Annotated in this window: 11 protein-coding genes; 3 read left to right on the top strand and 8 right to left on the bottom strand. The window is 27.5% G+C overall.

The window, feature by feature from the left end:
* Window positions 1-199: 199 nt before the first annotated feature.
* From cls to ACFYH6_RS04505, 6 genes are all read right to left on the bottom strand, one after another.
* Window positions 200-1,627 carry a cardiolipin synthase gene (cls, locus tag ACFYH6_RS04530; protein WP_416179618.1) on the bottom strand — a complete coding sequence of 476 codons (1,428 nt, stop codon included), beginning with the start codon at window positions 1,625-1,627 and terminating at the stop codon, window positions 200-202.
* A gap of 776 nt (window positions 1,628-2,403) precedes the next feature.
* Window positions 2,404-2,946: an NADH peroxidase gene (locus ACFYH6_RS04525; protein ID WP_416179619.1), complete on the bottom strand. Its 543-nt coding sequence runs from the start codon at window positions 2,944-2,946 to the stop codon at window positions 2,404-2,406.
* Window positions 2,947-3,162: 216 nt separating this feature from the next.
* Window positions 3,163-4,110: a siderophore ABC transporter substrate-binding protein gene (locus tag ACFYH6_RS04520; RefSeq protein WP_416179620.1), complete on the bottom strand. Its 948-nt coding sequence runs from the start codon at window positions 4,108-4,110 to the stop codon at window positions 3,163-3,165.
* A gap of 51 nt (window positions 4,111-4,161) precedes the next feature.
* Complete coding sequence (locus ACFYH6_RS04515) at window positions 4,162-4,917, bottom strand: ABC transporter ATP-binding protein (protein ID WP_316344232.1); 756 nt, start codon at window positions 4,915-4,917, stop codon at window positions 4,162-4,164.
* Complete coding sequence (locus ACFYH6_RS04510) at window positions 4,914-5,867, bottom strand: iron chelate uptake ABC transporter family permease subunit (RefSeq protein ID WP_416179621.1); 954 nt, start codon at window positions 5,865-5,867, stop codon at window positions 4,914-4,916. The genes ACFYH6_RS04515 and ACFYH6_RS04510 overlap by 4 nt, the downstream gene beginning before the upstream one ends.
* Window positions 5,867-6,802 carry an ABC transporter permease gene (locus ACFYH6_RS04505; RefSeq protein ID WP_316344229.1) on the bottom strand — a complete coding sequence of 312 codons (936 nt, stop codon included), beginning with the start codon at window positions 6,800-6,802 and terminating at the stop codon, window positions 5,867-5,869. The genes ACFYH6_RS04510 and ACFYH6_RS04505 overlap by 1 nt, the downstream gene beginning before the upstream one ends.
* 341 nt (window positions 6,803-7,143) lie before the next feature.
* Here ACFYH6_RS04505 and ACFYH6_RS04500 point away from each other — a divergent pair, with 341 nt between their 5' ends.
* Window positions 7,144-7,428: a hypothetical protein gene (locus ACFYH6_RS04500; protein ID WP_316344228.1), complete on the top strand. Its 285-nt coding sequence runs from the start codon at window positions 7,144-7,146 to the stop codon at window positions 7,426-7,428.
* Window positions 7,429-7,500: 72 nt separating this feature from the next.
* Here ACFYH6_RS04500 and ACFYH6_RS04495 read toward each other — a convergent pair whose 3' ends face one another.
* Entirely contained in the window at window positions 7,501-8,292 is a 792-nt protein-coding gene (locus tag ACFYH6_RS04495; protein ID WP_416179622.1) for a GTP pyrophosphokinase, read from the bottom strand.
* A gap of 156 nt (window positions 8,293-8,448) precedes the next feature.
* Between ACFYH6_RS04495 and ACFYH6_RS04490 the strand changes: the two genes are divergently transcribed.
* Complete coding sequence (locus ACFYH6_RS04490) at window positions 8,449-9,174, top strand: DUF2225 domain-containing protein (protein ID WP_416179623.1); 726 nt, start codon at window positions 8,449-8,451, stop codon at window positions 9,172-9,174.
* Between the two features lies 1 nt (window position 9,175).
* Window positions 9,176-10,174: a methyl-accepting chemotaxis protein gene (locus tag ACFYH6_RS04485; RefSeq protein WP_416179624.1), complete on the top strand. Its 999-nt coding sequence runs from the start codon at window positions 9,176-9,178 to the stop codon at window positions 10,172-10,174.
* Between the two features lie 148 nt (window positions 10,175-10,322).
* On the opposite strand, the gene ACFYH6_RS04480 is transcribed toward ACFYH6_RS04485, so the two are convergent.
* A complete protein-coding gene (locus tag ACFYH6_RS04480; RefSeq protein WP_316344224.1) occupies window positions 10,323-12,797 on the bottom strand; it encodes a DsrE/DsrF/DrsH-like family protein in 2,475 nt (824 codons plus the stop codon).
* Window positions 12,798-12,871: the final 74 nt, after the last annotated feature.

The raw sequence follows: 12,871 nt of genomic DNA, 5'->3' as shown, positions 1-12,871 counted from the left end.
GCCCCAGAACATAAAGTAAAAAAAGTTATTAAAATTTACTATTTTGTTTATAATTCCTTTCATAAAGTCCTCCATAAATCTAAATTTCTTTACCTAATTATACCAAAGCAAAATAGATTGTCAATATAATTGTGAATATTTTCATTTTTTAATAACATATATTAGAAAAAATTAATAATTCGTGAATATGCTGATAATATTATAGTATTGGAGCTATAAGTCTAATTAATGCCTCTTTAATTCTTATATATCTTCCTCTAGTATCATACTCTTCAAGAATAACTTGTTTACTATCCTTAATATCATTTGCAAATATTTCTTCCTGTTCTTTGGTAAAATCGCTATCAAAAATTATTGCATTAATCTCAAAATTAAGTTGAAAACTTCTAATATCTAAATTTGCAGTTCCAATACTAGCAACCTTTCCATCTGCAGTAATAGTTTTAGAATGAATAAATCCCTTTTGATACTTATAAATCCTAACACCAGATTCCATAAGTTCTCCCATATTAGCACTTAATATCCATTCCATAAAGAAGTGATCTGGTTTACCTGGAACCATAATTCTTACATCTACTCCTGATAAAGCTGCTATTTTTAATGCTTCTTTAATTGGCTCGTCAGGAACTAGATATGGTGTTTGTATGTAAATTCTTTCCTTTGCATTATTAATTATTTTCATATATGCATTCTTTATAAATTCCTCTTTATGGTCAGGCCCAGAAGAAATTATTTGAATTCCTATATTTCCATACTCTTCTTGATCTATGAAATAGTCATCATAATTTTTCAGCTCACCTTCTGATGCATAATCCCAATCTAAAATAAACCTTTTATTTAATTCGTTAACTGCCTCTCCTTGAATTCTAATATGAGTGTCTCTCCAATACTCAAATTGCTTTCCTTTATTTATGTACTCATCTCCAACATTAAATCCACCAACATATCCAACTTTTCCATCTATAACAACTATTTTTCTATGATTTCTAAAATTCACACGTGTATTAATATAAGGTAGAAATCCTGGGAAAAACAAATAAAATTTAATGCCAAGGCTTCTTATATATTTTACTTTATTACCTCTTAAACTTTTAGATCCCATTCCATCTACTAAAAGTCTAACTTCAACACCTTCTTCAACCTTTTTCTTAAGTTCATTAATTATAGTTTTACCTAAACCATCCATTCTAAATATGTAATATTCTATATGTATAAACTTTTCTGCAGATCTAATATCTTTTATTAAAGCTTTGAATTTTTCTTCACCATCTATAAAAGTATCAACCTTATTTCCACAGGTATATAATACCCCAGAATTATTATAATTCATTCTAATAAGGTCCATAAATTCTTCAGCTATATTACTATTTTCTTTTTCTTTTTTAAATTTTTCTAATAATTCCTTTACCTTTCTTTCATCTGTTACTTTCTTTTCCCTAAATATTTTTTGTCTACTTAAATTTTGGCCAAATAATAAATATATTATAAATCCAATACCAGGAAGAACTAAAAGAATTATTAACCATGCCCATGTGGTATTTGGCTCTTTTCTTTCAATAAATATTAGTGAAAGTGCAAATAAAATGTTAATTAAATAGGATACAAATAATATAATAGATACATTCATTAACCTCACCTCAATTCTTCATAGAAATATTATTTTTCATTTCATTAAATTATAATCTATTTTTATAAATATTTAAACTTAGTTGCCTGTTTTAATATACATTTATTTAAGAAATCTTTTTATATAATTATTTTACACATTAAGATACTACATTGAAAAGCTAATCTATAAATGGTAAAATAAATCTATAAATATGTAGAAATATTACTTATGGGGGGGTATTGATATGTCTAAAGATGGTGGCAATGGATTATCTTTTTGGGGAATGGTAGGTGCAGTATTAGTTGCACTTATAATCTTTTCTTTTTTCTAAGAAAAAAAATTTAATAATAATATTCATTACTATTTTACTATATTTGATTAATGAAGAATTTAAAGGGCAAATACCAAATGAAGCTATTAAATGGTTTATGTCTTCTTATTTTAATGACATAATAGGCGGTATGACATTTACCGCATATACTAATATCATCTTAAGTTTTCGTAATATTGTACTGTCTAAATTATGGCAGATAGAATTATTAATGCTTTCTTGCGGAATCTTCTGGGAATTTATCACACCTTTATATCGAATAGATACCGTATCAGATATATGGGACATTTTTGCATATATGTTAGGTGGTCTATTATATTGGGTACTTATCATAAAAGATGAATATTAAGAATTCTAAATAAAGGATTATATGATTTTAGATACAAAAAAAGAAACTACAATTGAGTTTTTAAACCTAAGTAGTTTCTTTTGTTTATATATTTATGCTTTATAAATTTCTATCTTATTGGAAATATCTATCTAATAATCCTTTGAATGCTTGACCGTGTCTAGCTTCATCTTTACACATTTCATGAACTGTGTCATGAATAGCATCTAAGTTTAATTCCTTAGCTAATTTAGCTAAATCCATTTTTCCTTGGCAAGCACCATGTTCTGCATCAACTCTTGCTTGTAGGTTAGCCTTTGTATCAGCTACTACTACTTCTCCTATAAGTTCAGCGAATTTTGCAGCATGTTCTGCTTCTTCGAAAGCTATTCTCTTATATGCTTCTGCAACTTCTGGGAATCCTTCTCTATCAGCTTGTCTTGACATTGCTAAGTACATTCCTACTTCTGTACATTCTCCCATGAAGTTAGCTTGTAATCCTTCCATAATTCTTGGATCTACATCCTTTGCAACTCCAACTCTGTGTTCATCAGCCCATTTTAAATCTCCAGTTTGTTCTATGAACTTATCTGCTCCTGCTTTACATATTGGGCATTCTGCTGGTGCAGCTTCACCTTCATATACATATCCACATATTGTACAAACAAATTTTTTCATAATTAAACTCCTCCTATATTATAATTTCCACATTTAATTTATTTCTGCTTTCATCTCTCGACATAGATTATTATATAATAATTATTATTAGTTGTAAATAGTAAAATTAAATATTTTTTTATAAATTTTAATTTCTTTTACTTATTATAAATAAAAAAAGGAAATTCATTAGTTTTTTGAATTTCCTTTTATTATATTTAATTATTCTCTATTTAATTACTTAATATTTAAGGCAGTTTCCATATCTGAAATAATAGTATCTATTGCCATTATTCCACTTCCACCAACATACCAAGCTTGTGGATTTACATATATAATATGTCCATTTTCATATGCTTTAGTTGTCTTTATTAATTCATTTTCTACAGTTTCTTTAACTGATGCTTGTGCTCCAGTTATAGCTCCTCTATCTAAAACAAATAAATAATCTGGGTTCTTTTCTTTTAAGTATTCAAATGAAATATTTTGTCCATGAGTTGATGCTTCTATTTGTGTATCAGCTGGAGTAAATCCAAACTTGCTATAAACCATATCATATCTTGAACCTTCACCATAAACTGATAAAGAACCTTCATTAAACATTGTCATTAATGCTGTTGCATTGTTTTCTTTAACCTTTGCATTTACTGCTTCTAATCTCTTGTTTATGCTTTCTAATTCTTTAGTTACGCCTTCTTCATTATTAAATACTTTTCCTAATGCCTTAGCATTATTTTCAACTGAAGTAAATATATCGCTATTAGCTGTACCTAAGTATAATACTGGAGCGATTTTCTTTAAATCTTCATAAAATGATTCTTGTCTTCCTTCTATTATAATTAAATCTGGTTCAACTTCATTTATTTTTTCTAAATCAAATTCCTTTAAAGATCCTAAATCAACATATTTATCATCTTTATACTTTTCTAAATATGATGGTAAAGAAGATTTTGGTAGCGCTACTGGCTCAACACCTAATTTTGTCATTATATCTAATGAACCTAAGTCTAATACTACAACATTTTTAGGATTAACTGGTACTTCAACTTCACCCTTTTGATCTGTAACAACTACTGTTTTATTTTCTTCCTTTGCTGCTTCTTCTGTATTTGCTGTACTACATCCTACTACTCCAACTAGTAATAGCATAACCATACTCAATAGACCTAAAAATCTTTTTTTCATTTATAATTCCTCCATTTTATATAAATATTATTTTTCAACTTCTTATACTATTTAAAAATAAATACATATTTTTTGGTTGTTAACTTCTCTAATATTGAAATTCATATCATAAAGACAACTTAAATTATTTTCCGTTATCATATCTTCAGTTGTTGTATGTTTTACTAATTTTCCATCCTTTAATGCTACTATATTATCTGAATAGCAGGATGCAAAATTAATATCGTGAATTACTATAATTATTGTTTTCCCAAAATCATTAACCATTTGCCTTAGCATCCTCATCATTTCTGCTGAATGCTTCATATCTAAATTATTTAATGGCTCATCTAAAAGTATATAATCTGTATCTTGGGCTAATATCATTGCTATATATGCTCTTTGTTTTTGTCCACCAGATAATTCATCAAGATATTTATCTTGAATATCCGTAAGCTGCATATAATTTAAAGCATCCTCTACAAATTTCTCATCTTCTTTTTTTAATTTACCTTCACAATATGGGAATCTTCCAAAGGAAACTAATTCCCTTATAGTTAATCTTATATTTAAAGTATTACTTTGCTTTAATATTGAAAGCTTTTTAGATAGCTCTTTTGAATTCCATTCTTTTATTTCTTTACCATCCACAAAAACTTCTCCTGAATCAGCATCTAAAAGCCTTGATATTATAGATAATACTGTACTTTTACCTGCTCCATTTGGGCCTATAAAAGAAGTAATTTTTCCTTCTTCTATATTAAAAGATACATCATCTACAACTTTTTTACTTCCATAGCTTTTATTAATATTTTTTACTTCTATCATAGCTTACTCTCCTTTAATAATAGATTTATAAAGTAAATTCCACCAATAAAGTTAATTATTATACTTATAGTTGTTGTAAAATTAAATACTCTTTCCACTAAGAATTGTCCTCCAACTAAAGCAATAATACTTATAAGAGTTCCAACTATAAGAAGTTCTGAATGTTTATAGGTTTTTGTTATTTCATAAGTTAAGTTAACAACTATTATTCCTAAGAAGGTTATTGGACCTACTAAAGCTGTTGACAAAGAAACTAGTATTGCAACAAAAACAAGTATTTTTTTACTAAATTTATCGTAATTTACCCCTAGGTTGATAGCTTGTTCTCTTCCTAATGACATAACATCTAATTTATGAAAATCCTTATATAATATAATTGCCATTATAATTAATATAATTACTGAAACTAATAATATCTTTGTATTAACTAAACTAAAGGAAGCAAATAACTTTGCTTGAAGAGCATCAAATTCATTTGGATCTATAATTACTTGCATAAAAGATGATAAACTTCTAAATAAAATACCAACTACTGTTCCTACTAATAATAAAAAGAATATGTTGTTTTTGCTCTTTTTTAAAACAACTTTAAAAAGTATCATTGCTAAAATAACCATTAAGGTTCCTGATAATAAAAAGTTTATGGTTTTGTTTACCATAATTATTGAAGTTGATCCAAATAGAAATACTACTATGGTTTGTACTAAACCATATAAAGAATCTAAACCTATAATACTTGGTGTAATAATTCTATTGTTAGTTATAGTTTGGAATAATATTGATGCTACAGATATTGTGGCACCTGCTATTAATATTCCAAGAACCTTAGGAATTCTAATAGATAAATTAAATCTATAATTTTTAGCTGTTAATCCCCATACAACAAATAAAACTAAAAATGTTATTGCAACTATAGATAATATAATTATTTTTTTCTTATTATTTTGCATTATTTATTCCTCCTAAATATTAAATAAAGGAATATTACAGCTCCAATAACTCCAATAGTTAAATCTATAGGTATTTCATAAGGGGCAATTATTAGACGACTTATAATATCGCATCCCAATACAAAACTTGCTCCAAGAAGTGCAACTATTGGCATATTGTTCTTTAAGTTGTCCCCTTTCCATATAGAAACTATATTAGGTATTATTAGTCCTACAAAAGGAATGCTACCTACAGTAATTACAACTAATGATGAAATTATAGCTACTATTACAACTCCTAGATTAGTTACTCTCTTATAATTTAGTCCAAGGCTTACTGACATTTCTTCTCCCATACCAGCTAAGGTAAATTTATGTACATATGAAAATGCTATAATTAATAGCGGAATGCTTAAATATAGTATTTCATAATTTCCCTTTAATACCGTTGAAAAATTTCCTTGCAAAAATGCACCCATACTTTGATTTAAATTGTACTTATATGCAAAAAAATCTGTTATTGATCCTATTACATTTCCTAACATAATACCAACTAATGGTATAAAAATAACATTTTTTATTTTTATCTTCTTCAAAATAGTCATGAAAATAAATGTTCCTGCTAATGAAAATACAAAAGACAGCATCATTTTTTGAAATATATTAGCTGATGAAAATATAATTAAAGAAAATAAAACTCCTAATTTTGCTGAGTCTACAGTTGCCGCTGTACTAGGTGAAATAAATTTGTTATTACTTATTTGTTGCATAATAACACCACTTATACTCATTCCCATACCTGCAACTAATATACTTAGCAACCGAGGAAACCTACTTATCATAAGAACTTCTATATCTGAAGAACTTAAATTCAATATGTTTATATTAGACACTCCAATAAAGATGGATATTACTGATAAGATAATAGTAATAGCCAATAAAGATTTTTTAGTCATATACTCACTCCCGTTATTTGATAATCTATATCAACTGAATCTAATTATAGTTGATAAAGATTATCATTGTCAATATTTTTATATATAATTTCTTTATAAATATGTATTTATTAATTTACTCTTGTTAAAACCTCTTAAAATAGTTTTTAACTCTTAGTTCTTACTTCATCTTTTTACCAATAAATTCATTTATACAGTTAAGTATCTTATGTGGTAAAGAAAACGAAATTCCTATATTAATTTCTAGTTTAAACTTTAATGGTAGAATAAATTGGTAAAATACTCACACTTATGATAAAATGTTTATATAAAATACATAAAAATATAAAAGGGGTGTTTGTATGAATAAAACTAAATTAAAAAGAACTAGTAACTTAGCTGTAGTTTTAAGAAATAAGGGTGTTATGCTCCACTTATTTGAAGATAGTGACTATTTAATGGAAGAAAATTCTAACTTACCTCTAACTAATTATAATTCAGATTTAACTCATCTAGAAGATAGTGACTATGATATTGTTAAAATTTATAAAATAAATACAGATAAGTTATCCGTATTAAATGATTTGTACTTCTCTAGAATTGATGAAGAGGATGGCTCTTTAATATGGGAAAGAGAAGATAATTAAAAGTTAATTTTAAAGCTAAGATTATTTTATAATCTTAGCCTTTTTTTATATTTTTAATTTAGTTATATTAATTTAATCTCTATATTTTTTAACTTCTCTCTTTACTAAAACTAGAAGGTTATTTAATTCATTTATTTCTCCATCTTCAACTAACTTATTTAATGAACTTTCAAATCTATTTGCTTCTTGAGTTTTTCCAAAGGATTTTAAAGTTAAAATATTATTCATTATATTAGTAATGATATCTGATTTAATTTCAAATAATCTTTGAGCATCCTTTATTTCATCTTTAATATCTAACATAAGTTCATCCAATTCAAAGGCTGCATCTGCTGCTCTTTTCAATTTATCTCTTACTACATCTGGCAACTGCTTTTTATATTTATAATTTAAGGAGTGTTCAATTGTAGCCCAGAAATTCATTGCTAAAGTTCTTATTTGAAACTCAGCTAGTATTTCCTTTTGTCCATCTGCCATATTAACTGGGTATTTTATTACCATGTGGTAACTTCTATAACCACTTTCTTTTACGCCTCTAACATAGTCCTTTTCATAAAGGATTTGCATATCCTTTCTTCTTCTTATTATTTCAACTACATTATCTATATCATCTACAAATTGACACATTATTCTTATTCCAGCTATATCTTCAATTTCATATTGAAGTCTATCTACTGGAATTTCAAATTTATTAGCTTTCTCCAATAAACTTGAAAGTTCTTTCACTCTTCCAGTTACAAACTCAATTGGTGAGTACTCACTTCTTTTTCTATATTCTTTTCTTATACTCTTGAGCTTAACTTTTAATTCTTCAACTGCCTGCTCATAAGGCATGAAAAAACTCTTCCAATCATTTATCGCCATATTTTATCACCCTTTTCAAACTTCACCTTAATTATTATATCAAAAAACTTAATATGTGTAATCAAAATCTTATTTCTCTAAATTAATTATTTCATCTACACTTTTTACTAAATTATGCTATAATTAGATAGTATTAGTAACAAGAGGTGATAACCTATGACAACGCTATTAGAAAATACTAATGTTAAAGATTTACCTGTTGAAACCGAAAGAAATAATATACATATAAATAACTTATTTTTTAAAGATATAGTATGCCCAGTATGCGAAAAAAAATTTAAAACCTTATCTGTTAAGGTAACTGCTCCTAGAGTAAAGTCTAGAGATTCAGATCTATTTATCCGATACTTAGTTGAGAATCCTTATTTCTATGAAGTATGGATATGCCCTACCTGTGGGTACTCTTCTTTAAAAGTAGATTTTCATAATATTAGAAAATACCAAATAGAATTAGTAAAATCAAAAATTACATCTAAATGGGTTAATAGAGATTATCCAATTCCATTTAATGAAAAGGTAGCCATAGAAAGATATAAACTAGCTTTATTAAATGCTGTAGTAATTGAAGGGAAAGAAAGTACTAAAGCAATGATATGCTTAAAAATAGCTTGGATGTATAGATTATTATCAGATGAAACTAATGAAAAAGTTTATTTAAATCAAGCTTTACTTTCTTTTAACGATACATATATAAACGAAAAGCTACCTGTTTATGGATTAGATAGATTTTCTATTATGTTTCTAATAGGAGAAATAAATAGAAGAATAAATGAGGAAAAAACAGCCTTTAGATGGTTTTCAGAAGTCATTACATCTATAGGTGCACCACAAAAAATTAAAGAAATGGCTCGAGATGGAAAGGATAAAATTAGGAGGTTGTAAAATGGGGTTATTTTCTAAGAAAAAAGCTACTAAATTAGTGAAAGACAACAATGAAATCAATGATTCAATGGTAACTGAGGAGATTAAAGAAAGAGAAGATGTCGCTGAAAAATTTAGAAGAGAAATGTTTAATTTAGGGGAAAATAGTTCTAGAATATCTGGTGCTATTACTGATGTTAATAATTCATTATCATCATTAACTAATGCTTCATTAACTCAAGCTGAAGAAATAAATAATGCAAGAACTATTTTAGAAAGCTTTAATACACGTATGGAACAATTAGCTTATAATATAACTAATGTTCAAATAACAGTTCTAGATACAGATAAGGTGGCTGATGAAGGTTTAAATACTTTTACTGATTTAGATAGTTCATTAAATTCCTTACAAGAAGCTTTTAAAACTGTTAGTTCTACTGTAAATTCTCTAGTTTCAAAATTAGAATCTGTAAATACTATTACTGATTCTATTAGCCAAATTGCATCTCAAACAAACTTGCTATCTTTAAATGCAGCAATTGAAGCAGCAAGAGCTGGAGAAGCTGGAAAAGGTTTTTCTGTAGTTGCTGGAGAAGTTAGAAAGCTTGCTGAGAATTCTAAACAAGCTGTAGAAAGTATAACTAATATATTAGATGATATTAAGAGTGATATTATAAATGCATCTAAAGCTATGGAAAATGGCGGAATTGCCGTTGATAATCAACAAAAAACTTTACAAAGTACTAAAGGTAGTTTTACTAATATAAAATCTTCAATTAGTGAATCTGTTAAGGAAATTGATAGCTGTATAGAAAATCTAACTGCTGCTTCCACAGAAAAAGATAATGTTTTATCTATAATGGATAATGTTAGTACTATTTCTCAAGAGCATTCAGCCCTTTCAGAAGAAATTGCTGCTAATATGGACTTACAAACTAGAAGCCTTGAAGAATTAGATAACAATATTTCAGCTATTAATAATGAATATGTTAAATATGAACAAACTAAAATGCAAAATTAAGTAAATTACTTTCATCTTAATAAAAAGCTATTATTAAATATAAAATTAATACTTAAAAATATAGAATCAATGAATAAAGAGGTTGCCTTGGGACAACCTCTTTATTCATTATTATCTATTCTCTTTACTCTTCCCTATTATCTATTGCTTAGATAAATAGGTTTATATTTGAATCATCTGCTTGACCTAGGTAATATCCAACGCCAGCATAAGTTATTCCATCTATTAATTCTTCTTTTTTAATTCCCATTACATCCATTGACATTGTGCAGGCTACTATTTCTACTCCACTTGCAATAGCCGCTTCAATAAGCTCTTCTAAAGATTGAATATTTTTATTCTTCATGACACCTCTAATCATTTTAGCACCCATGCCACCCATATTCATTCTTGAAAGGCCTAACTTCTTGCTTCCTCTTGGCATCATCATTCCAAAGGCTTTTTCTATTATATTCTTAGGGGTTTTAACTTTTTCTGGTTTTCTAAGTACATTTAATCCCCAGAAGGTAAAGAACATTGTAACATGTTTACCCATAGTAGCTGCTCCATTTGCAATAATAAATGATGCTATAGCTTTATCTAAATCACCACTAAATACTACCATAGTTTGGCCATCTTTAACTGGTGCTAAGGTTGCTCCCTTTCCAAGATCTTTAGATATTTTATTTTGTAATTCATTTTCATTTAATAATTGATTTGAACACTTCATAAGTGTAGCTTCAATTATACCTTTATTTTTTTCTATATTTACTAATCTATTATTTGTTTTGTCTGCCCATGCTTGTATATCTCTATAGAATCCTGGATCTGAAGCTTTAACTTTTAATACTTCTCCATCAAACATAGTGTCCATTGTCATTTTAACTTGCATTAATGGTCCTGGACATGAAAGGCCTGTTGCATTTAATTCTCTAACTTTATCTAAAGCAACTTCTTGCATTACTAAATCTTCTTCTCTTTCATTAAACTCTATAGTCTTCGCTTTATAATCAAAGTTTGAATAAGTTTTGTATCCACCATTTAAGTTTCTAACATTAAATCCATGGGATGTTAATAATCTTGATGCAATATATCCTCTAAGACCAACAGCACAATATACTAATATTTCTTTATTTTTATCTAACTTATCTAAATTACTTCTTAAATCATTAAGTGGTATATTTATAGAATTCTTTATATTTCCAAGTTCCACTTCTTCCTTATCTCTAACATCTAATAATATTTGTTTATTACTATCAAAATTATTTAATTCATCTATGTTTATCAACTTAACTAAGCCTTGTCTTTGGTTTTCTGCCATAAATCCAGCCATATTTGCTGGTGATTTTGCTGATAAAAATGGTGGTGCATAAGCTAAATCTAATTCTGCTAAATCTTCCATTCTTCCACCAAACTTTATAGAAGTAGCAATTACATCTATAAATTTGTCTACGCCTTCGTATCCTAATACTTGTGCTCCTAATATTTTTCCTTCTTTATCGTAAATAACTTTAATAGTTAGTGGAATTGCATTAGGATAATATCCTGCATGGCTCATAGGATGTAAATAAACTTTATCATATTCTATTCCATATCTATTTAAGGTTCTTTCATTATTACCTGTTGAAGCAGCTGCCATATCAAATACTTTAATTATTGAAGTTCCAAGAGTTCCTTTGTAAACACTATCTAGACCTGCAATATTATCTGCAATAATTCTTCCATGCTTATTAGCTGGTCCTGCAAGGGGAATAAATGTTTCTTTCCCATTTACATAGTCTTTAACAACTACAGCATCTCCTCCTGCATATATTCCTTCTATACTAGTTTCCATATGATCATTTACTACTATATGTCCTCTTTCACCAAGTTTTATTCCAGTATCCTTTATAAATCTTGTGTCAGGCATTACCCCTATAGCTGAAATAACCATATCAACTTTAATAACTCTTTTATCATCTAAAACTACATTTATTGAATTTCCTTCTTCTGAAAAAGCTACAACTTTATTATTTAAAATAATACTTACTTCATTGTCATTTAACTCTTTTTCAATTATATTAGAAAAATCTGAATCAAAAGGTGCTAAAATGTGTGGAGCAGCTTCGATTAAAGTTACATTAATATCTTTTTCCTTTAAATTTTCTGCCATTTCAATACCTATAAATCCACCACCTATAACCACTGCTGATTTTGTAGTGTTTTGATCTACATATGATTTTATCTTATCTATATCTGAAACATTTCTAACAGTAAATATTTTATTACTATCTATTCCTGGTAAATTTGGTGATATTGGTTTTGCACCAGGTGCTAATACTAAATAATCATAGCTTTCATCGTATATACTATTTTTATTTTTTACTTTTACTGATTTATTTTGGGGATTTACTTCTATTACTTCACTATTTATTCTTACATCTATATTAAATCTATCCTTCATTTTTTCAGGTGTTTGAAGTAAAAGTGCTTCTCTATCTTGGATTACATCCCCTACATAATAAGGTAATCCACAGTTTGCAAAGGAAATATATTCTCCTCTTTCAAAGATTACTATATCTATATCTTCTCTTAACCTTCTAAGCCTAGCTGCAGCTGAAGCACCAGCAGCAACTCCTCCAACTATCAATACTTTTTGTTTCATTATTAATCCTCCTGGCATTTATTTATTTATTAATTATCATCTATCAATATATTACTATATTATAATTTATAGAT

The organism is Clostridium sp. HCS.1, assembly GCF_047900555.1.
Taxonomy (GTDB): Bacteria; Bacillota; Clostridia; order Clostridiales; family Clostridiaceae; genus Clostridium.
Note: the sequence above shows the minus strand (reverse complement) of the source record. Positions and strands in the feature narration are given on the sequence as shown.

Coding starts and splice junctions, on each gene's coding strand:
- cls (WP_416179618.1), bottom strand. CDS start 1,627: ATGAATGTATCTATTATATTATTTGTATCCTATTTAATTAACATTTTA.
- ACFYH6_RS04525 (WP_416179619.1), bottom strand. CDS start 2,946: ATGAAAAAATTTGTTTGTACAATATGTGGATATGTATATGAAGGTGAA.
- ACFYH6_RS04520 (WP_416179620.1), bottom strand. CDS start 4,110: ATGAAAAAAAGATTTTTAGGTCTATTGAGTATGGTTATGCTATTACTA.
- ACFYH6_RS04515 (WP_316344232.1), bottom strand. CDS start 4,917: ATGATAGAAGTAAAAAATATTAATAAAAGCTATGGAAGTAAAAAAGTT.
- ACFYH6_RS04510 (WP_416179621.1), bottom strand. CDS start 5,867: ATGCAAAATAATAAGAAAAAAATAATTATATTATCTATAGTTGCAATA.
- ACFYH6_RS04505 (WP_316344229.1), bottom strand. CDS start 6,802: ATGACTAAAAAATCTTTATTGGCTATTACTATTATCTTATCAGTAATA.
- ACFYH6_RS04500 (WP_316344228.1), top strand. CDS start 7,144: ATGAATAAAACTAAATTAAAAAGAACTAGTAACTTAGCTGTAGTTTTA.
- ACFYH6_RS04495 (WP_416179622.1), bottom strand. CDS start 8,292: ATGGCGATAAATGATTGGAAGAGTTTTTTCATGCCTTATGAGCAGGCA.
- ACFYH6_RS04490 (WP_416179623.1), top strand. CDS start 8,449: ATGACAACGCTATTAGAAAATACTAATGTTAAAGATTTACCTGTTGAA.
- ACFYH6_RS04485 (WP_416179624.1), top strand. CDS start 9,176: ATGGGGTTATTTTCTAAGAAAAAAGCTACTAAATTAGTGAAAGACAAC.
- ACFYH6_RS04480 (WP_316344224.1), bottom strand. CDS start 12,797: ATGAAACAAAAAGTATTGATAGTTGGAGGAGTTGCTGCTGGTGCTTCA.